Raw genomic sequence first — 23,170 nt, forward strand, 5'->3', positions numbered from 1 at the left:
CAAGTCTATCCGCTTGGTGCGGCGCCGCTAAGTTAGCCGCCGGCCACGGCGTCGCAACCAAACGTTAACCACATGGCTTTACGTTTGGGTAAGCATTTGCGATTGCCCGGGCAGGCCTATGAAGATCACCACAACGACAGGCGGGACGCGCCAGAGGCGCCGGGCGACACTCGGCCTTCTGCTGGCCTGTTCGGCGCTGGCTTCACCCGCAGCCGCCCAGACCCGCAGCGTATTTCCGCCGCAGAACGGCTCTCTTCCCTCGGTCGCGAACGCCACCTCGCCGACCTCGAACACGGCATTGAGAGGCAGCACGTCGGCACAGACGACGAGCAACGCCAGCAATGCCGCCGATGACCAGAATGCGAGCGATCCCAATCTCGCGACGGGCACCACGCCCGGCCGCAACCAGGCGGCCAACCAGGAACCTCCCTACGAGGACGACCTGAACCAGCCGCGCGAAGAGCCGCTCGACCGCGGCGCGGAGCCTGTCGAAACCCAGGAACAGCCCCGCGAGCCGGGCGATCCGACCGGCATCCGGATGGGCAGTTTCCTGCTCCGCCCCTCGATCAACCAGAGCATCGACACCGAGACCCGCCGCTCGAACGGGACCAAGATCCGCCGCGATTACCTGTCGACGGCGATCCGCGGCACGTTGACCTCCGACTGGTCGCGCCATTCGTTGACGGTCACGGGTGAAGGCACGCTGGAGCGGAATCTCGGCAGCAGCAGCCAGAGCGAGCAGCCGGAAGCGAACGTCAATGCAGACCTGCGGCTCGATCTCTCCAACGACACGGTTGCCCATATCACCGGCGGTTATCGGTTCTCCCGCGAGGACGACTACGATCCGAATGCGGTGGGCGGCGCATCGACCCAGCCGGGCGTTCATGAATTCACCGGCGGCGCCTCCCTCCAGCGCGATTTCGGCAAGGTCCGCGGCACCGCCGCGCTCGATCTGTCCCGCGCGGCCTATACGGATGCGAAACTCTCCGACGGCACGATCGTCAGCACGAAGGACCGCAACCGGACCGGCATCGACGGTCGCCTGCGGCTCGGCTACGAACTCTCCCCGGCGCTGGTCCCTTATGTAGAAGTGGCGACCGGCCGCACGTTCTACGACCTCAGGCGCGACAATTCCGGTTATGCCCGTTCGTCGCAGAGTTATGCAGCGCGCACCGGAGTCGAATTCGATCTCGGCGAAAAACTGCGCGGCGAAATCGGCACCGGTTACGAGATCGTCGATTACGAGGACGACCGGCTTAAATCGGTCGGCGCAGTCACCTTCAACGGCAGCGCCACATGGTCGCCGCAGCGCGGCACCAATGTCGATCTCGGCCTGCGCACCACGGTGCAGGACTCGACCACGCCCGGCCAGAGCGGCTGGGTGGAATACCAGGCGACGGCAGCGCTGACCCATGAGATGCGCGACAACCTCATCGCCCGGCTGACCGGCAGTTCGACCTTGCGCGATTTCCCGAACGGTGGCCCGAGCGACGAAACGGTCTGGATCGGCGGCGCCGGCCTGACCTGGGCGATCAACCGCTACCTCGATCTGACCAGCGACGTCGAATACGAGCAGGCGGGCGGCGGCGGCACCAACGACAAGATCGTCCGCGCCGGCGTCGGCCTCACCTTGAAGCGCTAAGCTTTCGTTCGGGCACCAATCCATTCCATCAGCGCATTCTGCGCGTGCAGCAGGAAGGCTTTTGCCGCCGTGCTCTGGCGGGCGGGGTGCGTCATCGCATCCGCGCTGACCTCCTCGCCCCGCGCCACCGGCGGACAGGGAATGAAGATCACGTCGGGACGGCAGCGATCGAGAACTGCCGCCGAGATCCGGTAATCCGCAAGCGTGCTTTCAGCGATCCCGCCCGGCCAGCTATCCGTGAAGATGACATCCGCATCCTCAAGTTCCCGCGTATCCGTGCTCAGCCGGAAATTCGGATTGAGAAGCGCCGGGTCGCCCACGTGCCAACCGTCCGGATAGACCTGCACCACCTCGATCGGCAGCGAGATCGACGCCTCGACCCATGACCGGAGAATATTGGCGTCGGGCGCAACTCCGACGATCTTCAAATCCTCGATGCGGCCCCTTTTGGCTCTGACATAAGCGAGGTCCCCGAGCGTCTCGCAAGGGTGGTTCGACCGCGTCCGGGCATTGATGACCGGCGCCCGGGCATTTGCCGCAAGCTCCCGGAGCGAGGCCAGCTCCGGCGTGCGGATGACGATCATGTCGAACCAATTGTCGAGATAACCCGCCAGATCGCCGATCGCCTCGCGCCCGCCGAGAGTGACCGGCACCTGGGTGCAAATGCCGCCCATCGCCTGGATTCCGAGATCGAAAGCCGTCGTGTTGCGCCAGCCGCCATCGTCGACGATCAGGGCGACCCGCCTGCCTTCGAGGCTTTTCGGCATCCGCCGCTCCCGCCACGCTTGCCCAAGCGCGCCGGCACGATCGAGGATCGCCGCTATGGTATCCGCCGAAAGATCGTGGAATTCCAGAAAATCGAGATTCGCAGAGACAGCCATGTCACCCGACACCGTGAAAAAACAAAACCCCTCATAGCAGGACCATGAGGGGTTTGCGTGACGTCCGGACCGGCAAATCGCCGGACAGAGGGATTTACTTCAGCGAGGCGAGCAGCGCCTTCATCGGCCCTTCGATCGCCGGGCGGATATCGGCGCGCTGCAGGGCGAAGGCGAGGTTTGCCAGGATGAAGCCGTCCTTGGCGCCGCAGTCGAACGTATCGCCCTTGAACGGATAGGCCGCGAATTCCTGGGCCTTGGCGAGCGTCAGCATGCCGTCGGTGAGCTGGATTTCGTTGCCGGCGCCGCGTTCCTGGGTTTCCAGGATCTTGAAGATCTCCGGCTGCAGGATGTAGCGACCGTTGATGTAGAGGTTGGACGGCGCGGTGCCCTTGGCGGGCTTTTCGATCATCTGGGTGATCTTGAAACCTTCGCCGACCGGCGCGCCGATGCCGACGATGCCGTATTTATGCGCCTGGTCCGGATCGCATTCCTGCACGGCGACGACGTTGCCGCCGCTTTCGGCATAAAGATCGACCATGCCCTTGAGGCAGCCCTTGCCACCGGCCATGATCATGTCGGGAAGCAGGACCGCGAAAGGTTCGTTGCCGACGATGTCGCGGGCGCACCAGACCGCGTGGCCAAGCCCGAGCGGCACCTGCTGGCGCGTGAAGCTGGCGGTGCCGGCAACCGGCAGAAGGCCGGCGAGCAGCGTCAGCTCGGCATTCTTGTTGCGCTCGCGCAGCATCTGTTCCAGTTCGTACTGGATGTCGAAATAGTCCTCGATGACCCCCTTGCCGCGTCCGGTCACGAAGACGAAATGTTCGATCCCGGCTTCGGCCGCCTCATCCACGACGTACTGGATGACCGGCTTGTCGACCACGGTCAGCATTTCCTTCGGCACCGCCTTGGTCGCGGGCAGGAAGCGCGTGCCCAGACCTGCTACCGGAAACACTGCCTTACGGATCTTTTGTTGTTGTGCCACTCATGCCTCCTGAAAGCACGTCATTGTGCAAATATTCAAATCTCGGCATCTAATGACGAATTGCTACCGTTTCGCAAAGACTGCCGTGGGTCCGGTTTCTATGGTAAAGAATTTGTTGACCCAATTCTGTTATTACATCGTTAAGCCGCATGCCACTCTTGCCGCAAGGCTTGGTAAAAAGAAGACTGGACCCGACTGCCGATGAAGACGCTTCGCACCAACCTCTTTCGTGGGTTTGCCTTCTCCCTGATCGCCGGGCTCGCCGCGGCGGCCATGCCGATAGATGCCCGGGCAGACGCCGGTTTCAAGACGTGGATCGTAAAATTCTACGACACCGCCGCCAAGAGCGGGATCACCCGCTCGACCTATGAGAGAGCTTTCGCCGGCGTCAGCGAACCCGACCGGGACGTGCTTGAGAAGGCGAATTTTCAGCCCGAATTCAAGTCCAGGATATGGGACTATCTCGACAGCCGCGTAAACCCCTATACCGTCAAGATCGGTCGCGAGATGGCGGCCAAGCACGGCTCGACGCTCGCCTCCCTTGAACGCCATTTCGGCGTCGACAGGAACATCCTGCTTGCCATCTGGTCGATGGAATCCAACTATGGGGCGGCGCTCGAAAATCCCGACCGCCTGCACCACGTGCCGCAGGCGCTGGCGACGCTTGCCTGGGGTGATCCCAAGCGCGCCAAGTTCGCCCGCAACCAGCTCATCGCCGCGCTGAAGATCCTGCAGTCGGGCGATATCACGCCCAAGCAGCTGACCGGCTCCTGGGCCGGCGCCATGGGCCATACCCAGTTCATCCCGACCAGCTACCTGCTCTACGCGATCGATGCGGACGGCAACGGCAAGCGTGACATCTGGCATTCGGTTCCGGATGCGCTCGCCACCTCCGCCAACCTGCTTGCCAAGAACGGCTGGCAGAGCGGCAAGACCTGGGGTTATGAAACGGTGCTGCCGGCGGGCGGCGCCCGTCACGAAGGCCAGACCAAGACGCTCGGCGAATGGGCGAAGCTCGGTTTCGCACGCGCGAACGGCAAGAACTTCCCGCGCGGCACCGACCGGGCGACGCTGAAGCTGATGGCCGGCGAGACCGGGCCGGCCTTCCTGATGCTCGGCAATTTCTTCACCGTGAAGAAATACAACGCCGCCGACAGCTACGCGCTGGCGGTAGGCCTGCTCGCCGACGAGATCGCCGGTTTCGGCGGCGTCCAGCAGAGCTGGCCGCGCCCCGAAGGCACGCTCGACATCAAGCAGAAGTTCGAGCTGCAGAACCGCATGAAACAGCTCGGTTATTACGAGGGCGAAGTCGACGGCAATTTCGGTTCCGGCTCGAAGGCTGCGATCTCGGCGATCCAGAAACGCCTCGGCATGCAGCAGAACGGCGAGCCCTCGAAGTCGCTTCTCGAAGCTTTGCGTTGACAAGAAGGCGTATCGCGCCACATCGTTTGAGGGAATCCCCCGCAAGGTGTGCGGGACGTCGGAGGCATGAAGGCTTTGCATAAATCCGGGCAAAAAGAGACCGTCCAGAACGGTGCCTGGCGGAACAGGCCTCGACCAGACAAGGGCGTCCGAAACTGGGGCGTGCGAAACTGGGGCGTGCGAAACTGGGGCGTGCGAAACTGGGGATGGGTGCGCCTGGCCCTTCTCCTCCTCGCGGTGCTGCTCGCCCTGCCGGTCGGCTTATCGCCGGCTGCCGCCCAGGAGCCCATCCCGCGCCGTAACCTCTTCGATTACCTGTTCGGCGGTCCGCGTTACGAGCGCGACGACCGCTATGAGCGGCCCGCCCCCTACGGCCGCCGCCGTTACGACCGCGACGGCTCGATCATCGAGATGAAGCCGCGGCCGCGCCGCAGCACGGGACGGGCGGCCGCCCCCCGCCCGGTGCAGCCGATCGCGCCGCCGGCGCCGGAACCGGTTGCCAAGCTCGAAAATGCCAAGCATGTCCTGGTGGTCGGCGACTTCATGGCCGGCGGCATCGGCAGCGAGCTGGAAACGGCGTTTGCCACCGCCCCCGGCGTTGCGATCACTGAGCGCAGCGACGGCTCCTCCGGTCTCGTCCGCGAGGATCACTTCGACTGGGCGGCCGAGCTTCCCGCCATGCTCGACGAGGTGAAACCCGCCGTCGTCGTGATCATGCTGGGGGCCAACGACCGCCAGCAGATGACGATCGGCAGCACCAAGGAAAAGTTCCGCAGCGACGCGTGGTTCAAGGAATACGAGCGGCGGGTGACCGAACTTGTCGGCATCGTCGCCTCCCGCAAGCTGCCGCTCCTCTGGGTCGGCCTGCCTTCCTTCCAGTCGCCGACGGCGACCGCCGACGCAGTGACGCTCAATGCCATCTATCGCAACCAGGCGGAAAAGGCCGGTGGCGAATTCGTCGATATCTGGGAAGGTTTCGTCGACGAGGACGGCAAATTCATCATCACCGGCTCCGACGTCAACGGCCAGCAGGTGCGCCTGCGCGGTTCAGACGGCATCACCTTCACCAAGGCCGGCAAGCAGAAGCTCGCCTTCTACGTGGAAAAACTGGCCCGCCGGCATCTCGGCGAAATGGCGAGCCCCGATGTCGTCAAGCTCGACGGTTCCAACCTGCCGGCGCTGTCAGCCCTTCCCGCCTCACCCGGCCAGGCTATCCCGACCCATCCGATCAGCCTCTCAGACCCCGAACTCGACGGCGGCAAGGACCTTCTCGGCGCCGCCCCGCTCCCCTCCCTCCTCGTCGAAACGCCGCGCGACAAACTGGTCAGGCGCGGCGAACTCGCCCCGGCGCCGGCCGGGCGGATCGATGATTATCGGGTCCCGGCCGCCACGCGTTAGCGGAAACCCATCGGCATTCGCGCTAACCTCCACGCAAACGGAGCGGAGAAACGTGCTCTGCACGATGCTGGAGATGAGATGAAACAGCGCGTCAGTCAGATCTCCCCCCTTGAGGGGGAGATGCCCGGCAGGGTAGAGGGGGGTGACCTCTCAGCATATTCTTCGACGATTGTATTTGCCGCACCCTCGCTACCCCCCTCTGTCACCTTCGGTGACATCTCCCCCTCAAGGGGGGAGATCAGTGGGAGCGAGCCGCACCACCTCAGATCCTCATAAACGAGAAGCAGATAGCCCCCCGCCTTACCGCGGCAGAACCGAGCTTCCCATCAGCGCCTCGTCGATCGCCCGGGCGGCCTGGCGGCCTTCGCGGATCGCCCAGACGACCAAAGACTGGCCGCGGCGCACGTCGCCGGCGGTCCAGAACTTGTCGACCGAGGTCCTGTAGTCCTTGTCGTTGGCGACCACGTTGGTCGAGCCGCGGCGGTCGACATTGAGCGTCAGCTTGCCTTCGAGCTCGTTCAGAACCCCGTCCGTCAGCGGGCCGGAGAAGCCGATGGCGATGAAGGCGAGATCGGCCTTGATGATGAAATCGGTGCCGGCGATCGGCTTGCGGCTTTCGTCGACTTCACAGCAGCGCACGCCGGTGAGCTGGCCGTCTTCGCCGACGAATTCGAGCGTCGCCACCTGGAATTCGCGCACCGCACCTTCGGCCTGCGAAGACGAGGTGCGCATCTTGGTGGCCCAGAACGGCCAGACGGCGAGCTTGTCTTCCTTTTCAGGCGGCTGCGGGCGGATGTCGAGCTGGGTCACCTTGACGGCGCCCTGGCGGAAGGCCGTGCCGACGCAGTCCGACGCGGTATCGCCACCGCCGACGACGACCACATGCTTGGCGCCTGCCAGGATCGGATCGGCCGCCCAGGCGACGCTCTCGATGTTCTCGCGGCCGAGGCGGCGGTTCTGCTGCACGAGGTAAGGCATCGCGTCATAGACGCCATGCAGATCGACGCCCGGAATGCCGGCCGGACGCGGGGTTTCCGAACCGCCGCAATAAAGTACCGCATCATGCTCGGCGATCAGCTTCTCGACCGGAATATCGACGCCGATATTGGCGCCGTAATGGAAGGTCACGCCTTCGCCGGTGATCTGCTCGACCCGGCGGTCGATAAAGTTCTTCTCCATCTTGAAGTCCGGAATGCCGTAGCGCAGCAGGCCGCCGGCCTTGGACTCGCGCTCGTAGACATGCACTTCATGGCCGGCGCGGCCGAGCTGCTGGGCAGCCGCCATGCCGGCGGGACCGGAACCGATGATCGCCACTCGTCTGCCGGTATGAACGGTTGCGGGCTGCGGCGCGATGAAGCCGAGCTCATAGGCCTTGTCGGCGATCGCCTGTTCGACCGTCTTGATCGCGACCGGCGCGTCCTCGAGGTTCAGCGTGCAGGCTTCCTCGCAAGGAGCGGGGCAGACGCGGCCGGTGAATTCCGGGAAGTTGTTGGTGGAATGAAGGTTGCGGATCGCCTCCTCCCACTTGTTGTTGTAGACGAGGTCGTTCCAGTCCGGGATCTGGTTGTGAACCGGACAGCCGGTCGGGCCGTGGCAATAGGGAATGCCACAGTCCATGCAGCGCGCCGCCTGCTTGGTGACCTCCGCATCCGACATCGGGATGGTGAATTCGCGGAAATGGCGGATGCGGTCGGAGGCCGGCTGATACTTGCCCACCTGCCGGTCGATCTCCAGGAAACCCGTTACCTTGCCCATGTTTAAACCCTCAATCCGTCCTGCCGCTACCGCAGCCGGTTAAAACCTAACAACCCGCGCGAAACTTATTCCGCAGCGACGCCCATCCGCATCCGCTCCATCTCCACCAGAGCACGGCGGTATTCGACCGGCATGACCTTGCGGAATTTCGGGCGGTATTCGCTCCAGCGGTCGAGGATTTCCTTGGCGCGGTTGGAGCCCGTGTAGTGCAGGTGGTTGGAGATCAGCTGGTAGAGTCGTTCCTCGTCGTGGCGCGTCATGTCCTCGGAAACGTCGACGCGTCCCTTGTGCATGAGGTCACCACCGTGATGGTGCAGCTTCTCCAGCATGTCGTCCTCTTCCGGAACCGGCTCGAGTTCGACCATCGCCATGTTGCAGCGCTTGGCGAAATCGCCGCTCTCGTCGAGCACGTAGGCGACGCCGCCGGACATGCCCGCCGCGAAGTTGCGACCCGTTTCCCCGAGCACGACGACGATGCCGCCGGTCATATATTCGCAGCCGTGGTCGCCCACGCCCTCGACCACAGCGATCGCACCCGAGTTGCGAACGGCGAAGCGCTCGCCGGCAACGCCACGGAAATAGCACTCGCCGGTGATCGCGCCGTAGAGCACGGTGTTGCCGACGATGATCGAGTTCTCCGCGAGGATCCTGGAGTTTTCCGGCGGGCGCACGATGATGCGGCCGCCCGACAGGCCCTTGCCGACATAGTCATTGCCGTCGCCGACCAGATCGAAGGTGATGCCGTGCGCAAGGAATGCACCGAACGACTGTCCGGCCGTGCCGCGCAGCGTCACATGGATCGTGTCGTCCTTGAGGCCCTTGTGGCGCCAGCGCTTGGCAAGCGCTCCCGAAAGCATGGCACCGACGGAACGGTCGACGTTCTTGATCGGCACTTCGAAGACCACCGGCTCCTTGTTCTCAAGGGCAGCCTGCGACTTCTCGATCAGCTTGCGGTCGAGAATGTCGTCGATCGGATGCTTCTGGCGCTGCGTCCAATAGGTCGCCTCCTTCGGAGCCTCCACCTTGTGGAAGATCTTCGAGAAATCGAGGCCCTTGGACTTCCAGTGGGCGATCATCTCGTCCTTTTCCAGAAGCTCGACCATGCCGATGATCTCGTCGAAGCGGGTAAAGCCCAGCGATGCCAGGATCTCGCGTACTTCTTCAGCAACGAAGAAGAAGTAGTTGATGACATGCTCCGGCGTGCCCTTGAAGCGCTTGCGCAGGACCGGGTCCTGCGTCGCCACACCCACCGGACAGGTGTTCAGGTGGCACTTGCGCATCATGATGCAGCCGGCGGCGATGACCGGAGCCGTCGCGAAACCGAACTCGTCGGCACCGAGCAGCGCGCCGATGATGACGTCGCGGCCGGTCTTCAGGCCACCGTCGACCTGCAGCGCGATGCGCGAACGAAGGCCGTTCAGCACCAGCGTCTGCTGGGTTTCGGCAAGGCCGATTTCCCAGGGCGAACCCGCGTGCTTCAGCGAGGTGAGCGGCGAAGCGCCGGTACCGCCGTCGAAGCCAGCGACCGTGATATGGTCGGCGCGTGCCTTGGCCACGCCTGCGGCAACCGTGCCGACGCCCACTTCCGAGACGAGCTTGACGGAAATGTCCGAGGTCGGGTTGACGTTCTTCAGGTCGTAGATCAGCTGCGCCAGGTCTTCGATCGAATAGATGTCATGGTGCGGCGGCGGCGAGATCAGGCCGACGCCCGGTGTCGAATGCCGGGTCTTGGCGACCGTCGCATCCACCTTGTGGCCGGGCAGCTGGCCGCCTTCGCCGGGCTTTGCACCCTGCGCTACCTTAATCTGCAGCATGTCGGCGTTGACCAGGTATTCGGTCGTGACGCCGAAGCGGCCGGAGGCAACCTGCTTGATCGCCGAGCGTTCCGGGTTCTGAGAACCGTCCGGCAGCGGCATGTAGCGATCGCTTTCCTCGCCGCCCTCGCCGGTATTCGACTTGCCGCCGATCCGGTTCATGGCGATCGCCAGCGTCGTATGTGCCTCGCGGGAAATCGAGCCGAACGACATGGCGCCGGTCGAGAAGCGCTTGACGATGTCGACAGCCGGCTCGACCTCGTCGATGGAGACAGGCGTGCGGCCGATCTCACCGGCCTTCTTGATCTTGAACAGGCCGCGGATGGTGTTCATCCGCACCGCCGTCTCGTTCACCATCTCGGCGAATTCGCGGTAACGCTCTTGGCTGTTGCCGCGCACCGCGTGCTGCAGCGTTGCGACCACATCCGGCGTCCAGGCGTGGCTTTCGCCGCGCATGCGGTAGGCATATTCGCCGCCGATATCGAGCGTCGAGGCGAGGACCGGGTCCTTGCCGAAGGCGGCATGGTGCCGGGAAACCGTTTCCTCAGCGATCTCTTCCAGACCGACGCCTTCGATGTTCGACGCCGTACCGAAGAAATACTTCTCGACCAGACCCGAAGACAGGCCGATGGCATCGAAGATCTGCGCACCGCAATAGGACTGGTAGGTCGAGATGCCCATCTTGGACATGACCTTGAGGATGCCCTTACCGACCGCCTTGATATAGCGGTAGACGATTTCCGAGGAATCCACTTCCTTGGGGAACTCGCCGCGCATGTGCATGTCGGTCAGCGTGTCGAAGGCGAGATAGGGGTTGATGGCTTCTGCGCCATAACCGGCGAGACAGCAGAAGTGATGGATCTCGCGCGGCTCGCCGGATTCGACGACGAGGCCGACCGAGGTCCTGAGCCCCTTGCGGATCAGGTGGTGGTGCACGGCAGCCGTCGCCAGCAGCGCCGGGATGGCGATCCGGTCCGGGCCGATCTGGCGGTCGGAAAGCACGATGATGTTGTAGCCGCCCTTGACCGCAGCTTCCGCACGTTCGCAGAGACGGTCGAGCATTTCCGGCATGCCTTCGGCGCCCCGCTCGATGTCGTAGGTGAAATCGAGCGTCTTGGTGTCGAACCGGTCTTCCGTGTGGCCGATCGAGCGGATCTTTTCGAGGTCGCCATTGGTCAGGATCGGCTGGCGCACTTCCAGACGCTTGGCGTTCGCCGCACCCTCGTGATCGAGGATGTTCGGGCGCGGTCCGATGAACGACACGAGGCTCATGACGAGCTCCTCGCGGATCGGATCGATCGGCGGATTGGTGACCTGCGCGAAATTCTGCTTGAAATAGGTGTAGAGCAGCTTCGACTTTTCAGACATCGCCGAGATCGGCGTGTCGGTGCCCATCGAGCCGATGGCTTCCTGGCCCGTCGTCGCCATCGGCGACATCAGGATCTTGGTGTCTTCCGAGGTGTAGCCGAAGGCCTGCTGACGGTCGAGCAGCGACACGTCGCGGCGCAGCGCCCGCGGCTCCACCGGCTTCAGGTCTTCGAGAATGAGCTGGGTCCTGTCCAGCCACTTGCCGTAGGGATGCTTGGTCGCAAGTTCGGACTTCAGTTCCTCGTCGGAGACGATCTGGCCCTTTTCCATGTCGATCAGCAGCATCTTGCCGGGCTGCAGGCGCCACTTCTTGACGATGCGCTCTTCCGGCACCGGCAGGACGCCCGCCTCGGACGCCATGATGATGCGGTCGTCGTCGGTGACCATGTAGCGGGCCGGACGCAGGCCGTTGCGGTCGAGCGTCGCGCCGATTTGCCGACCGTCGGTGAAGGCAACGGCAGCCGGGCCGTCCCACGGCTCCATCAGGGCGGCGTGGTATTCATAGAAGGCCTTGCGCTCCTTCGACATCGACTGGTTGCCGGCCCAGGCTTCCGGGATCAGCATCATCACCGCATGGGCGAGCGAATATCCGCCGCGCACGAGGAATTCGAGCGCGTTGTCGAAACAGGCCGTGTCCGACTGGCCTTCGTAGGAGATCGGCCAGAGCTTGGAAATGTCGTCGCCGAAGAGAGGCGAAGAGACCGACGCCTGGCGCGCCGCCATCCAGTTGACGTTGCCGCGCAGCGTGTTGATTTCGCCGTTATGGGCGACCATCCGGTAAGGATGCGCGAGCTTCCAGGACGGGAAGGTGTTGGTCGAGAACCGCTGGTGGACAAGCGCCACCGCCGTTTCGAACCGCGGATCGGCAAGGTCCTTGTAATAGGCACCGACCTGATAGGCGAGGAACATGCCCTTGTAGACGATCGTCGAGGACGACAGCGACACCGGATAGAAACCCATGTCGACGCCGCCGAACGCGTCATAGATGCGGTTGGAGATCACCTTGCGGATCAGGAAAAGCTTGCGCTCGAAATCATGGTTCGTCGCAGCGTCCTTGCCCGCGCCGATGAAGACCTGGACGTGATGCGGCTCGGTGGCGGCGATATCCGGCGCCTTGGAAAGCGACGAGTTGTCGACCGGCACGTCGCGGAAACCGAGGAACTGCTGCCCCTCTTCCGCAATGACGTCCTCGATCACCTTCTTGTAGTGCTCGATCTCCTCCGCCTTGCGCGGCATGAAGATATGACCGACGGCATATTCGCCGGCCTTCGGCAGGGTGACGCCCTGCTTCGCCATTTCCTCGCGGAAGAAACGGTCGGGGATCTGCACCAGAATGCCCGCGCCATCGCCCATCAGCGGGTCCGCGCCGACAGCACCGCGATGCGTCAGGTTTTCGAGGATGAACAGGCCGTCCTTGACGATCTGGTGCGACTTCTTGCCCTTCATATGAGCGATGAAGCCGACGCCGCAGGCATCGTGCTCGTTGCGCGGGTGATAGAGGCCCTGGGCCATCGGCAAACCGCCGGCGACAAATGGAACGCGAACTGTCGTCTCGGCCGACACCGGGGCTTCAGCGTGATGAGCCGGGCCGGATATCTCGGAGATGGTCTTCGTCATCGTCATTCCTCCTGTTGGCCGCCTTCGGCAGCGGGCAAAGTGGCTCTCAATTGTCTCTTGGGGATGACAAGCCTAAGCTCCATCCCGTGCTTCATGCGATGGCGCCGCTCCGGCGCGAGTTGCAGCTTTGCAGCGCAGCATAACGCGGATCGGCGCGAACGTCAGCGGGAAAGACGCATCCATCGGCGGTTCTTTTCCCGAAATTAGGACAGTACTTCTGTCCTAATTTCCAAAGTCTATGCCATAGAAGTTAACCCGCGACAAGAGCGGTTGTTAAAAATCTGCCGCACCTGACGACAGAAGATTACGCCGAATGGCGTAGATGTCGAAATTTAATTACAATCGACCGCCTTTTAAAGCGTGGCGCGTGCTGACCTAACCATTTTGCCCCCCACCCGCCATCCTCACCGATTGATTACCGGTTCAAAAAGATTAATCTCCCCACGCTTCCGAGACAAAACTTCCAGGGTATTTTTCAGAATGTTTTTTGCTTCCGACAATTGGGCCGGCGCCCATCCATCCATCAATGAACGCCTCTCCAAGGAGTCGACCCGGTTTGCCGCCGCCTATGGCAACAGCGATCTCGACAAGGCGGTCGAAGCCCGTTTCAACGAGATCTTTGAACGGGAGGTCTCGGTCTATTTCGTCTCCACCGGCACGGCTGCCAATTCCCTGTCGCTCGCCAGCATCGCACGGGTCGGCGGCGTCACCTTTTCCCATTCGGAAGCGCACGTGATCGAAGACGAATGCGGCGCGCCCGACTTCTTTTCCGGCATGCGCATGGTCCCCGTCGAAGGTGAAGACGGCAAGATGGATCCGGAGAAGCTCAGCGCCCGCATCGCCGGCTTTCCGCAGGATTCGCTGCATCACGGCCGCGCCGCCGCCGTCACCCTCACCCAGGCGACCGAAACCGGCACCATCTACACGCTCGACGAGATCGACGCGATCACCGCGATAGCAAAGGCGAACGGCCTGCCTGTCCACATGGACGGCGCCCGTTTCGCCAACGCGCTGGTCTCCCTTGACGTCTCGCCCGCCGAGATGACCTGGAAGCGCGGCATCGACATCCTCTCCTTCGGCGGCACCAAGAACGGCTGCTGGTGTGCCGAAGCCATCGTGTTCTTCAATCCGGACCTCGCCCGGGACTTCGCCTTCATCCGCAAGCGCGCCGCCCAGCTCTTTTCCAAGACCCGCTTCATCTCGGCCCAATTCGACGCCTACCTGCAGGATGGTCTCTGGCTCAACATGGCAAGCCACGCCAACAGCATGGCCGACCGCCTGCGCGCCGGCATCGGTTCGCTGAACAGCACGCGGCTTGCCTGGGATACGACCTCCAACGAGGTTTTCGCCGTCCTTAACAAGGCGTCGGCAGAGGCCGCCGAAGCAAGGGGTGCAAAATTCTACGGCTGGCCGGTGCCGGCCAACATGCCGGAGCCGGTCAAGGACGACGAAACCCTGATCCGCCTCGTCACCTCGTTCGCCACCACCGAAGAAGACATCGACCAGTTTTTGGCGATTTGCAAAGCCGGCTGAAACCTCGACCTACACCTGATGCTGAGGCGCGATCTGCGCCACGATCAGGCTCGACAGCGCTTCCACGAGCGCGGCATCGGCGCCGCGCCGCGGGACCAGCACGAATTCCACGTCTTCCAGCACCGGCAGCCGGTCCGCGGCGATTTCCTTGAGCCCCGCCGGCGCCATGCTGCGCGGCTGGACAAGCACGCCCATGCCGGCCCGCGCCGCCGCCGTCAGCCCGCTCAAGCTGCCGCAGGTGCAGACGATCCGCCAGGCCATCTTTTCCCGGTCGAGCGCTTCCTGGGCGACGCGCCTTGTAATGCTCGGCGGCGGAAACGCGATCAGCGGCAATGCATCGCCGCGCGACAGGACACGGTCCGGATCGCGCGCCAGCCAGACCAGCGGTTCGCGATAAAGCAGCCGCCCGTGCGTCTCGCCGATATGCCGCTTGGCGAGCACCAGATCGAGATCGCCAATGTCCTGCATCTGGTAGAGCACCGCCGAGAGCGCCACGGTCAATTCCAGATCGACCAGCGGATAAAGTCGGATGAAATCTTCGAGGATCGACGTCAGCCGGCTCGCCACCACGTCTTCCGAAACCCCGAGCCGCAGCCGTCCGCGCAACCGGCTCTCGCCGAACAGCGAGGCCACCTTGCCGTTCATATCCAGCATCCCGCGCGCATAGCCGAGCAGCGCCTCGCCTTCCGCCGTCAGCTTCACCTGATGGGTATCGCGAAACACCAATTGGCGGCCGAGCGATTTTTCGAGCCGCTGGATATGCTGGGTGACGGTCGACTGGCCGATCCCCAGCCGGGCCGCTGCCTCGGTAAAACTGCCGGTCTGCTGCAGCATGACGAAGCTGTTCAGGTGATAAAGGTTCAGCATGGCTATCCAATATCGTGATAACTGTTAGTGTTTGAATTCTGCTTCATGATAAGGGAAGGGTAAATCCTCAAATCCGAGGGATCTTGCCCATGAGCCGTTTTTTGCCGGACCGCTTCACGGTCCTTCTCGTCTGCACCGTCATCCTCGCCTCGGTCCTGCCGATCCACGGCGTCTATGCCGAGTGGTTCAACGTCGCCACCGACATCGCCATCGGCCTGCTGTTCTTCCTGCATGGCGCACGCCTGTCGCGCGATGTCGTGGTGGCGGGTATCCTGCACTGGCGCCTGCACCTGACGATCCTGCTGACGACATTCGCGATCTTCCCGATTCTCGGGCTGATGATCGGATTTATTCCGGAAGATATCCTGGCGGCACCGCTTTATGCCGGCATCCTCTTCCTCTGCGTGCTCCCTTCGACCGTGCAGTCCTCGATCGCATTTACCTCGATCGCCGGCGGCAACGTGCCGGCGGCGATCTGCGCCGCTTCGGGCTCCAACATCTTCGGCATGTTCCTGACGCCGCTTCTCGCCGGCATCCTGCTTTCGACCACCGGTGACGCCGGTTTCTCCTGGGATGCGCTCGAAAGCATCCTGCTGCAGCTTCTCGCCCCCTTCGTCGTCGGCCAGATCCTGCAGCCCTGGATCGGCAACTGGATCCGCTCGAAGAAGAAGATGCTCGCCCCCGTCGACCGCGGTTCCATCCTGATGGTCGTCTACCTCGCTTTCTCGGAAGCTGTCATGGAAGGCCTGTGGCACACCTTCTCCGCGCTTGATATCGGCGTCGTCATCCTCGTCGACATGGCGCTTCTGGCAGTCGTCATCTGCATCACCATGTTCGGCAGCCGGGCGCTCGGCTTCAACAAGGAAGACGAGATCACCATCACCTTCTGCGGTTCGAAGAAGTCGCTCGCGAGCGGCGTGCCGATGGCCAATGCCATCTTCTCCGGCCAGTCCTCGTCGATCGGCGCCATCGTCCTGCCACTGATGCTCTTCCACCAGATCCAGCTGATGGCCTGCGCCGTCATCGCCCAGAAATATGCCAACCGCCTGAAGGCGAAGAAGGATGCGGTGGTGGCGCCGGCTGCGGCTTGAGGGGTCCCGTTACTCACCTTTACGACGAGAGATATTGAAACCCAACCACTTTCCAAAGCGCTTGGGTTTTACTATATTGAACCATGCCGACCGTTTTACGCTTTGCTGGCCTACGCGTCGTGATCTATCCCAACGATCACCGTCCGGCGCATGTTCACGTAAGGGGCGGCGGAGAAGCGGTCTTCATCCTGAATTGTCCCGGCGGACCACCGGAGTTGCGGGAGAGCTACGGTTTCAAGCTCGCGGAACTCCGCCGCATCGAGGAGGCCCTCGCAGAAGAAATAGCCGCTCTTTGTGCGGCATGGAGTGCCCATCATGGCGATTTCTGAACAGGAACTGAGAGCAGCCGAAGAACGTATGCAGGCTCAGCGGGAGGCGGGTTATGCCGTGTCCGCCCGTTATGATCGACGCTCGTCCCGCGTCGTGATCGGCCTGAATACCGATGTCCAGGTGGCTATTCCGACGGGAAAGATCGAAGGCCTTTCCGAAGCCTCCCCGGATGAACTCTCCGGGATTGAGATCAGCCCCACGGGCCTTGGCCTTCATTGGCCGAAACTTGACGTCGACGTCTATGTCCCCGGTCTCCTCCAGGGCATTTTTGGATCGAAACGCTGGATGGCCGCTCAACTGGGTGCAGCCGGAGGTAAGGTCCGCTCAGCGGCAAAAGCGGCAACGGCCCGGGAAAATGGCCGCAAGGGTGGCCGCCCGCGAAAGACCGCCGCAAGCTAACTCCCCCAAAACGAAAAACGGCCCTTCCCCCAAGAGGAAGGGCCGCACTGGGCCTGCTCGACTATATCGGCCGGGTGCCCGGCAGCGGGTTAGTTGACCTGCTGCGGGGTGACCTGAGCCTCGATCGTCTTCGGAGCGACTGCGTCTGCGGCAATCGCGATGCGACGGGGCTTCATGGCTTCCGGAATGTTCCGGAGGAGGTCGATATGGAGCAGGCCGTTCTTCAGCGAAGCGGATTGCACTTCGACATGATCGGCGAGCTGGAAGCGGCGCTCGAAGGCGCGCTTGGCGATGCCGCGATAGAGGTATTCGCTCTGTTCGGCAGCGGTTTCGTCCTCGCTCTTTTCACCCTTGACGGTCAGCACGTTCGCATGGGCTTCGAGGCTCAGTTCCTTTTCGTCGAAACCGGCAACGGCCATGGTGATGCGATAGGTGTTTTCGCCGGTCCGCTCGATATTGTAGGGCGGATAGCTCGGGGTCTGGTCGGCCGGCCCGCGATTGTCGAGCAGGTTGAAAAGACGGTCGAAACCGACGGTAGAACGATAAAGGGGGGTAAAATCGACGTGACGCATGGAGTCCTCCTTGGGAAGCGACGTTGCGGTTTTCATCTGGGTTTGCGCATCCCTTGATTGGCGATGCGGTCCCGTTCAGCGGACCCGTTTGGCGCCCGCAGAGTTCAGATGGGGATTGATTTCCGCGGCTTCAAGAGCCCGGTTCGGGGCGCAGTTTTGCGCGTGAACCTGACATGAACAGCCCGTTTCGGGCCGGTTCAGGATCGTTTTGATAGAAGTGACAGTGGAAGGCAGACTGTCTCTCTCGACCGAAGCTCCATTCGTCCCTTCGCTTCGGTCATCAATTGCCGGAATCGCTCAGGGTATCCCTAGACCCGCGATTCCGGCTTTTTTCCTGCTGAAAAACACTTTCAGTCCTCGGCCCGCGTCTCCAGCGTCGCGCCCGGCAGATAAAGCAGGATCGGCCTGATTTCGTAGACCGCCGTCGGATTGGCCCGGCGCAGATCGCGGGCGGCCGCAATGGCTCCGTCGATCGCCGGAAAATCCACCACGTAGAGGCCGAGCAGCTGCTCCTTGGTTTCGGCAAAAGGACCGTCGATGACCATGCCCTCGCCCTTGCCTCGCAAGGTCACGGCCTGCTCCGTCGGGCCGAGCCGCGCGGCCGGTCCCAGGGATTTCTGCGCAACCAGACGGTCGTTGACCTCGAGCAGCTCGGTCATCAGAGCCTGATCCTCCTCCTCGGTCCAGGATTGGACCACTCCCTCCTGGTGATAGGCAAGGATTGCGTAATACATGACTTGTCTCCCTCTTATACGTCGACTGACGCCAACCCACCTCCTCGCACACTCCCGTGCTCGGGCAGACCGACGGACATCCGGAAATCTGTAAATGCGTCTGAATACACATGTTTGACCGGCGGCGTGCAAGCCCTCCGATTTCTTCGGCCGCGCTTTTTCCTTGACGTCCCGCCGCCGCTGGCTGACCCTGCCGGCATGAGCGAAGCGCCAGATTCCATCGACGACATTCTCCACCCGACGCCCGGCAATCCGGCTCCGGCCAATTATTCGGCCGGCTATTTCACCGGCCATCGCGGCACCCGGTTACGTTACGGCCTGTTTCGCTCCGGAATGTCGCCGGCGATCGGCACCATCGTGCTCGTGCAGGGCCGCAATGAGTGCATCGAGAAATATTTCGAGACGATCCGTGACCTGAACGCCATGGGCCTCTGGGTCGCGACCTTCGACCTGCGCGGCCAGGGCGGCTCGCAGCGGCTGAAGAAAAATCCGCGCAAGGGTCATGTCCGCCGCTTTTCCGATTACGAGCGAGATCTCGAGATCTTCCTCGAGCATATCGTGCTGCCGGATGCCCGCCTGCCCTTCTTCCTGGTTGCCCACTCGACAGGCGCCCTGATCGCGCTCTCGGCTGCCCCGCGGCTGTCGAACCGCATCAACCGGATGGCACTTGCCGCCCCCTATATCGCGCTTTCGGGCCAGGGCGTGCCGGAAGGACTGATCCGATCGCTTGCCGGTCTGGCAAGCTGGACCGGATTCGGCGGCGTCTCGATGGGCACCGACCGGAGCAACCGCCCCTTCGAAGGCAACCCGCTGACATCGGACCCGAAGCGTTTTGCCCGCAACATCGAGATCGCTGCCGCCCATCCGGAACTGACGATCGGCCCGCCGACGGCCCGCTGGCTGCACGAGACATTCAAGGCGGCGCGGCGGGTGTCTTCCCAGTCGCATCTGACCAGGATCACTATCCCGACCCTGATCCTCGCTCCGGTTCTCGATGCCATCGTCCCCTATGCGGCGCAGGAGGAGATGTCGCGCAATTTCCGCGCCGGCCAGCTGATCACCATCAACGGCGCGCGCCACGAACTGTTTCACGACAGGGATATCTACCGCGCCCAGGGACTCGCGGCGATCGAGGCCTTTATGCCCGGCCAGGACGGTGGTTTCGGGCTTTCCGAGACGGCCGCCTGATCCCGCGACCCGCTCGGTGACCTACTTGCCGGAAAGCAGCTTCATGGCTTCCGCATGCACGGCCTTGCTGCCCGCCGCAAGAATATTGCCGCCGTTTTCCGGGCGCCCGCCGTCCCAGGTAGTGATGATGCCGCCCGCCTGCTCGATGATCGGAATCAGCGCGCCGACATCGTAGGGCTTCAGGTTGTTCTCGACCACAATGTCGATATGGCCGGAGGCGAGCAATACATAGGCGTAGCAATCGCAGCCGTAACGGAACAGCCGCACCCTGTCCTCGACAGCCTGGTATTTCGCCAAGTCCTCGCCGCCGAAGATATGCGGCGACGTGGTGAACAGGGTGGCGTCGGCCAGGCTGCCGCAGTCGCGCACCGAAATCTGCCGCTCGCCGTCCGGGCCGGAATACCAGGCGCGGGTGCCGTCGGCGAAATAACGCTCGCCTATAAAGGGCTGGTCCATCATCCCCATGGCGGCGCGGCCGTTCGACTGGAAGCCGATCAGCGTGCCCCAAACCGGCAGGCCGGAAATGAAGGCGCGCGTACCGTCGATCGGATCGATCACCCAGATATGTTCGCGGTCGAGGCCGACATTCTCATGTTCCTCGCCAAGAATGCCGTGTTCCGGAAAGCGTTCGGCGATCAGAGACCGGATCGCCGTCTCGGCGGCGCGGTCGCCTTCGGTCACCGGGTCGAACCCACCCATCAGCTTGTTGACCACCGAAAGTCCGGTGCGGAAGCGTGGCAGGGTCTCGGCCTTGGCGGCGGCGGCAAGCGCATCGAAGAAATCGCGATCGGGGAGCATGGGGAGATCCGCTGAGGAAGAGGTGATCTCTTCTAGGATACTCGCCTGAAACTGAAAACCGGAATCGCGTGATCGTGCGCAGAAAAACAAAAAACAATCGACCCGCGCCGAAAAACTCATCAAACCGCCTAAAAATGGCGCATATTTAATCAGTCAAAAAAGCTGCTTGACATTTGTGCAGTGCACTCGTAGGTTCATTGCACAGTCTTTGACTGTAAATACCCTCCTTGGGTGTTTCCTCCCTAGACTTAGCCGCGCCCACAAGCGCGGTTTTTTTTGCCCGCTATCAAGCTGGCGAGCCTGCCAACGGGCCGGCAAAAGATCAAACCTGTGGAAAACTTGAAGGTCTATTCTGCCGCCAGCGCGCTGTCGCCGGCGAAGTCGACGACGAAATCCGCCATCTGCCGCATGAAGGTGGAAAGGGCGGCCGCGACCATCGGGAACTCCGGCCGCCTGGCAAGCGTCATCTCGTCCACGTAGAGCGCGCGGTTGATCTCGATCTGCAGCGCGTGCAGACCGCGCACCGGCCGACCGTAATGTTCGGTAATGAAACCGCCGGCATAGGGCTTGTTGCGCACGGCGGAAAAACCCATGCCGTCGAGGAACTGCATCGCCGCCCGCGAAAGCTCGGCCGAGGCGCTGGTGCCGTAGCGGTCGCCGATGATGAAGTCGGGCCGCACGTCCGAACCGGACAGCCGGATATTGCCCGGCATCGAATGGCAGTCGATCAGGATGGCGAGCCCGAAGCGGGCATGGGTGCGGGCGATCAGCTTGCGAAGGCAGGCGTGATAAGGCTTGTAGATCGTTTCGATACGCGACATCGCCTCGTTGACCGGCAGCCGGCGGCGATAGATCTCCATGTTTTCCGCGACGATCCGGGGGATCGTGCCGAGCCCGCCCGCGACCCTCATCGAGCCGATATTGACAAAAGGCGGTAAAGGCCCGTCGAACATGCGCGGATCGAGCTCGTAAGGCTCGCGGTTGACGTCGAGATAGGCGCGCGGGAAATGGGCGAGAAGCAGCGGCGCACCGAGTTCCGGCGCATCGGCGAAAAGCTCGTCGACATAGTGGTCTGCGGAGCGGCGGATGGCGAGCGAATCGAGGTCGCTCTCGGCGAGAAATTCGGGCGGGTAGAAGCTGCCGCTGTGAGGCGAATTGAAGACGAAGGGGATAGTCTGCGTGGCGGGCTCCCTCACTTCGAAGTGTTCAAAATCACCCGCGTTGCAATCCATCCTGCCTTTACCATGTCGCGAACTTGTTCAGGAACTCATGTTGCCAGTTGCCCGAGGCGAAGTCCATACTATCTATACCCTACCAAATCCTCTTACACCCTCATTAAACGGATGTTTACCGCGTGTAGGCAGTGTAAGAGATACCGACAACTCTAAAAATTTGCATTGGATAACGGTCCTGGAGATGATTCAGAAAATCCTTCTCGCCGAAGACGATAACGACATGCGTCGTTTCCTGGTCAAGGCGCTTGAAAAGGCGGGCTACAAGGTTGCGTCCTTCGACAACGGCGCCAGCGCCTATGATCGCCTGCGCGAAGAGCCCTTCTCGCTGCTCCTGACCGACATCGTCATGCCGGAAATGGACGGGATCGAACTCGCCCGCCGGGCGACCGAACTCGACCCGGACCTGAAGGTGATGTTCATCACCGGCTTTGCGGCCGTCGCGTTGAACTCCGATTCCAAGGCCCCGAAGGATGCCAAGGTGCTGTCGAAGCCCTTCCACCTGCGCGATCTGGTGGACGAAGTGAACAAGCTTCTGGCGGCCTGAGGCCCCGAAAGCCCTGATCTGCAAGGCCTTCAAAAAACCTTCGCATTTCACGGTAAAAACCTGTTGACGGCCCGACCAGTCTATGGTCTATGCGCCGCCACGGATGGGCGTGTAGCTCAGCGGGAGAGCACTACGTTGACATCGTAGGGGTCACAGGTTCAATCCCTGTCACGCCCACCATCCAGTTCAAAACGTTAAGAAATCCGCTTCGGCGGATTTCTTCGTTTCTGATCCTTCCCTTAATCTGTTCGTTCCAAAACGGCGCACTTGTGCCCGAAATCCTTCACCAGCCTTGCTGGCGATTTGGTCATCTGCGGCTGTTATGGTGTTACGACATCAAGGAGGTCTAGATGGCGCAGTTCAAGAATTCGGAGCATCTCATCCAGACGAAAGCACCGGCCTTCGAGAAGGATTGGATGCCGGGGCAGAAGGTGCCGAATGCCGGCATCTACCGGTGCAAGACCTGCGGCGACGAAATCGTCGTGCACAAGGACGCGGCCATCCCTCAGATCCACCACGAGCACACGGTCCTCGGACCGGTAATCTGGAAGCTGCTGGTGTTCGCCCAGAAACATCCGTCGCGCCCCTGACCTCCGCATCTGCGCAGAACAGTTACCGCCGTTTCGAGACCGGTCTCTTTTTTTTCGCCGGAGCGTACCGAATCGGCCCCAACCTGCCTCGCAACACGACATCGAATATGCCAGATGCGACCTACCGCGTCCTTGATGCGGATTTTCCCCAATTTGCCCCGCCCGACCTTCGGCGGGGCTTTTTTGTTTCAGCGGCACGGTTCCTCGCGCTTAACGCCCCGAGGATGTCAGGGGAATCAGAGAATCGCATTGCCGGCGGCGAAGGCGAGCACGACGAAAATCAGGAAAACGACAAGGAAGATGAAGAACAGGATTTTCGCGATCCCTGCCGTCGCGGCGGAAATGCCCGAAAAGCCGAGGAAACCGGAAATCAGCGAGATGACCAGAAAGATGAGAGCCCATTTCAGCAT

20 protein-coding genes and 1 tRNA gene are annotated in these 23,170 nt (G+C 62.3%); 11 read left to right on the plus strand and 10 right to left on the minus strand.

Annotated features, from left to right (window positions below; genetic code table 11):
* Window positions 1-118 precede the first annotated feature (118 nt).
* Window positions 119-1,642: an outer membrane beta-barrel protein gene (locus ACSQ3G_RS14460; protein WP_436110521.1), complete on the plus strand. Its 1,524-nt coding sequence runs from the start codon at window positions 119-121 to the stop codon at window positions 1,640-1,642.
* Here ACSQ3G_RS14460 and ACSQ3G_RS14465 read toward each other — a convergent pair.
* Both ACSQ3G_RS14465 and galU read right to left on the minus strand, forming a co-directional pair.
* Window positions 1,639-2,523 carry a Rossmann-fold NAD(P)-binding domain-containing protein gene (locus tag ACSQ3G_RS14465; protein WP_436110522.1) on the minus strand — a complete coding sequence of 295 codons (885 nt, stop codon included), beginning with the start codon at window positions 2,521-2,523 and terminating at the stop codon, window positions 1,639-1,641. The genes ACSQ3G_RS14460 and ACSQ3G_RS14465 overlap by 4 nt on opposite strands.
* A gap of 94 nt (window positions 2,524-2,617) precedes the next feature.
* The gene (gene galU, locus ACSQ3G_RS14470) at window positions 2,618-3,505 is read right to left on the minus strand and encodes a UTP--glucose-1-phosphate uridylyltransferase GalU (protein ID WP_105400180.1); all 888 of its coding nucleotides are present in this window, start codon (window positions 3,503-3,505) and stop codon (window positions 2,618-2,620) included.
* A gap of 201 nt (window positions 3,506-3,706) precedes the next feature.
* Here galU and ACSQ3G_RS14475 point away from each other — a divergent pair, with 201 nt between their 5' ends.
* On the plus strand, window positions 3,707-4,927 hold the full coding sequence (locus ACSQ3G_RS14475) for a lytic murein transglycosylase (RefSeq protein ID WP_436110523.1): 1,221 nt from the start codon (window positions 3,707-3,709) through the stop codon (window positions 4,925-4,927).
* A gap of 66 nt (window positions 4,928-4,993) precedes the next feature.
* Window positions 4,994-6,325, plus strand: coding sequence for an SGNH/GDSL hydrolase family protein (locus ACSQ3G_RS14480; protein WP_436110524.1), 1,332 nt, complete (start codon window positions 4,994-4,996; stop codon window positions 6,323-6,325).
* Window positions 6,326-6,625: 300 nt separating this feature from the next.
* Here ACSQ3G_RS14480 and ACSQ3G_RS14485 read toward each other — a convergent pair whose 3' ends face one another.
* On the minus strand, window positions 6,626-8,080 hold the full coding sequence (locus tag ACSQ3G_RS14485) for a glutamate synthase subunit beta (RefSeq protein ID WP_436110525.1): 1,455 nt from the start codon (window positions 8,078-8,080) through the stop codon (window positions 6,626-6,628).
* Window positions 8,081-8,145: 65 nt separating this feature from the next.
* A complete protein-coding gene (gltB, locus tag ACSQ3G_RS14490) occupies window positions 8,146-12,879 on the minus strand; it encodes a glutamate synthase large subunit (RefSeq protein ID WP_436110526.1) in 4,734 nt (1,577 codons plus the stop codon).
* Between the two features lie 480 nt (window positions 12,880-13,359).
* Between gltB and ACSQ3G_RS14495 the strand changes: the two genes are divergently transcribed.
* Window positions 13,360-14,412, plus strand: a complete 1,053-nt coding sequence (locus tag ACSQ3G_RS14495; RefSeq protein ID WP_105427823.1) for a threonine aldolase family protein — start codon at window positions 13,360-13,362, stop codon at window positions 14,410-14,412.
* Window positions 14,413-14,421: 9 nt separating this feature from the next.
* On the opposite strand, the gene ACSQ3G_RS14500 is transcribed toward ACSQ3G_RS14495, so the two are convergent.
* Window positions 14,422-15,279, minus strand: coding sequence for a LysR substrate-binding domain-containing protein (locus ACSQ3G_RS14500; protein WP_436110527.1), 858 nt, complete (start codon window positions 15,277-15,279; stop codon window positions 14,422-14,424).
* 89 nt (window positions 15,280-15,368) lie between these two features.
* Here ACSQ3G_RS14500 and ACSQ3G_RS14505 point away from each other — a divergent pair, with 89 nt between their 5' ends.
* The 3 genes from ACSQ3G_RS14505 (at window position 15,369) to ACSQ3G_RS14515 (ending at window position 17,099) form a co-directional block, all read left to right on the plus strand.
* The gene (locus ACSQ3G_RS14505; protein ID WP_436110528.1) at window positions 15,369-16,370 is read left to right on the plus strand and encodes a bile acid:sodium symporter family protein; all 1,002 of its coding nucleotides are present in this window, start codon (window positions 15,369-15,371) and stop codon (window positions 16,368-16,370) included.
* Window positions 16,371-16,453: 83 nt separating this feature from the next.
* Window positions 16,454-16,699: a DUF4160 domain-containing protein gene (locus tag ACSQ3G_RS14510; protein ID WP_436110529.1), complete on the plus strand. Its 246-nt coding sequence runs from the start codon at window positions 16,454-16,456 to the stop codon at window positions 16,697-16,699.
* Window positions 16,686-17,099, plus strand: a complete 414-nt coding sequence (locus ACSQ3G_RS14515) for a DUF2442 domain-containing protein (RefSeq protein WP_436110530.1) — start codon at window positions 16,686-16,688, stop codon at window positions 17,097-17,099. The genes ACSQ3G_RS14510 and ACSQ3G_RS14515 overlap by 14 nt, the downstream gene beginning before the upstream one ends.
* Before the next feature lie 89 nt (window positions 17,100-17,188).
* Here the strand turns inward: ACSQ3G_RS14515 and ACSQ3G_RS14520 are convergent, their stop codons facing one another.
* Complete coding sequence (locus tag ACSQ3G_RS14520) at window positions 17,189-17,671, minus strand: Hsp20 family protein (RefSeq protein WP_037077212.1); 483 nt, start codon at window positions 17,669-17,671, stop codon at window positions 17,189-17,191.
* Between the two features lie 350 nt (window positions 17,672-18,021).
* Entirely contained in the window at window positions 18,022-18,405 is a 384-nt protein-coding gene (locus tag ACSQ3G_RS14525) for a YciI family protein (protein ID WP_436110531.1), read from the minus strand.
* Window positions 18,406-18,624: 219 nt separating this feature from the next.
* Between ACSQ3G_RS14525 and ACSQ3G_RS14530 the strand changes: the two genes are divergently transcribed.
* Window positions 18,625-19,593, plus strand: coding sequence for an alpha/beta fold hydrolase (locus tag ACSQ3G_RS14530; protein WP_436111719.1), 969 nt, complete (start codon window positions 18,625-18,627; stop codon window positions 19,591-19,593).
* Between the two features lie 21 nt (window positions 19,594-19,614).
* On the opposite strand, the gene hisN is transcribed toward ACSQ3G_RS14530, so the two are convergent.
* Window positions 19,615-20,391, minus strand: a complete 777-nt coding sequence (gene hisN / locus ACSQ3G_RS14535) for a histidinol-phosphatase (RefSeq protein WP_436110532.1) — start codon at window positions 20,389-20,391, stop codon at window positions 19,615-19,617.
* Window positions 20,392-20,738: 347 nt separating this feature from the next.
* Window positions 20,739-21,623 carry an N-formylglutamate amidohydrolase gene (locus tag ACSQ3G_RS14540; RefSeq protein ID WP_105400168.1) on the minus strand — a complete coding sequence of 295 codons (885 nt, stop codon included), beginning with the start codon at window positions 21,621-21,623 and terminating at the stop codon, window positions 20,739-20,741.
* Window positions 21,624-21,807: 184 nt separating this feature from the next.
* Between ACSQ3G_RS14540 and cpdR1 the strand changes: the two genes are divergently transcribed.
* The 3 genes from cpdR1 to ACSQ3G_RS14555 all read left to right on the plus strand — a co-directional run bounded on the left by cpdR1 (window position 21,808) and on the right by ACSQ3G_RS14555 (window position 22,760).
* The gene (gene cpdR1, locus ACSQ3G_RS14545) at window positions 21,808-22,170 is read left to right on the plus strand and encodes a response regulator CpdR1 (RefSeq protein ID WP_037077221.1); all 363 of its coding nucleotides are present in this window, start codon (window positions 21,808-21,810) and stop codon (window positions 22,168-22,170) included.
* 105 nt (window positions 22,171-22,275) lie between these two features.
* Window positions 22,276-22,350, plus strand: a tRNA-Val gene (locus ACSQ3G_RS14550).
* A 170-nt stretch (window positions 22,351-22,520) separates the two neighbouring features.
* Window positions 22,521-22,760: a hypothetical protein gene (locus tag ACSQ3G_RS14555; RefSeq protein ID WP_046668236.1), complete on the plus strand. Its 240-nt coding sequence runs from the start codon at window positions 22,521-22,523 to the stop codon at window positions 22,758-22,760.
* Between the two features lie 236 nt (window positions 22,761-22,996).
* Here ACSQ3G_RS14555 and ACSQ3G_RS14560 read toward each other — a convergent pair whose 3' ends face one another.
* On the minus strand, window positions 22,997-23,170 hold the full coding sequence (locus ACSQ3G_RS14560; RefSeq protein ID WP_038545141.1) for a DUF1328 domain-containing protein: 174 nt from the start codon (window positions 23,168-23,170) through the stop codon (window positions 22,997-22,999).

Source organism: Neorhizobium tomejilense (assembly GCF_964254135.1).
GTDB lineage: Bacteria > Pseudomonadota > Alphaproteobacteria > Rhizobiales > Rhizobiaceae > Neorhizobium > Neorhizobium tomejilense.

Bases quoted from the DNA above. Each gene is read 5' to 3' on its own strand.
- ACSQ3G_RS14520 (WP_037077212.1), bottom strand. From the start codon at position 17,671: ATGCGTCACGTCGATTTTACCCCCCTTTATCGTTCTACCGTCGGTTTC.
- ACSQ3G_RS14480 (WP_436110524.1), top strand. From the start codon at position 4,994: ATGAAGGCTTTGCATAAATCCGGGCAAAAAGAGACCGTCCAGAACGGT.
- ACSQ3G_RS14560 (WP_038545141.1), bottom strand. From the start codon at position 23,170: ATGCTGAAATGGGCTCTCATCTTTCTGGTCATCTCGCTGATTTCCGGT.
- ACSQ3G_RS14460 (WP_436110521.1), top strand. From the start codon at position 119: ATGAAGATCACCACAACGACAGGCGGGACGCGCCAGAGGCGCCGGGCG.
- ACSQ3G_RS14515 (WP_436110530.1), top strand. From the start codon at position 16,686: ATGGCGATTTCTGAACAGGAACTGAGAGCAGCCGAAGAACGTATGCAG.
- ACSQ3G_RS14540 (WP_105400168.1), bottom strand. From the start codon at position 21,623: ATGGATTGCAACGCGGGTGATTTTGAACACTTCGAAGTGAGGGAGCCC.
- ACSQ3G_RS14485 (WP_436110525.1), bottom strand. From the start codon at position 8,080: ATGGGCAAGGTAACGGGTTTCCTGGAGATCGACCGGCAGGTGGGCAAG.
- gltB (WP_436110526.1), bottom strand. From the start codon at position 12,879: ATGACGAAGACCATCTCCGAGATATCCGGCCCGGCTCATCACGCTGAA.
- ACSQ3G_RS14495 (WP_105427823.1), top strand. From the start codon at position 13,360: ATGTTTTTTGCTTCCGACAATTGGGCCGGCGCCCATCCATCCATCAAT.
- hisN (WP_436110532.1), bottom strand. From the start codon at position 20,391: ATGCTCCCCGATCGCGATTTCTTCGATGCGCTTGCCGCCGCCGCCAAG.
- ACSQ3G_RS14555 (WP_046668236.1), top strand. From the start codon at position 22,521: ATGGCGCAGTTCAAGAATTCGGAGCATCTCATCCAGACGAAAGCACCG.
- ACSQ3G_RS14465 (WP_436110522.1), bottom strand. From the start codon at position 2,523: ATGGCTGTCTCTGCGAATCTCGATTTTCTGGAATTCCACGATCTTTCG.
- cpdR1 (WP_037077221.1), top strand. From the start codon at position 21,808: ATGATTCAGAAAATCCTTCTCGCCGAAGACGATAACGACATGCGTCGT.
- ACSQ3G_RS14500 (WP_436110527.1), bottom strand. From the start codon at position 15,279: ATGCTGAACCTTTATCACCTGAACAGCTTCGTCATGCTGCAGCAGACC.
- ACSQ3G_RS14525 (WP_436110531.1), bottom strand. From the start codon at position 18,405: ATGTATTACGCAATCCTTGCCTATCACCAGGAGGGAGTGGTCCAATCC.
- ACSQ3G_RS14505 (WP_436110528.1), top strand. From the start codon at position 15,369: ATGAGCCGTTTTTTGCCGGACCGCTTCACGGTCCTTCTCGTCTGCACC.
- ACSQ3G_RS14475 (WP_436110523.1), top strand. From the start codon at position 3,707: ATGAAGACGCTTCGCACCAACCTCTTTCGTGGGTTTGCCTTCTCCCTG.
- ACSQ3G_RS14510 (WP_436110529.1), top strand. From the start codon at position 16,454: ATGCCGACCGTTTTACGCTTTGCTGGCCTACGCGTCGTGATCTATCCC.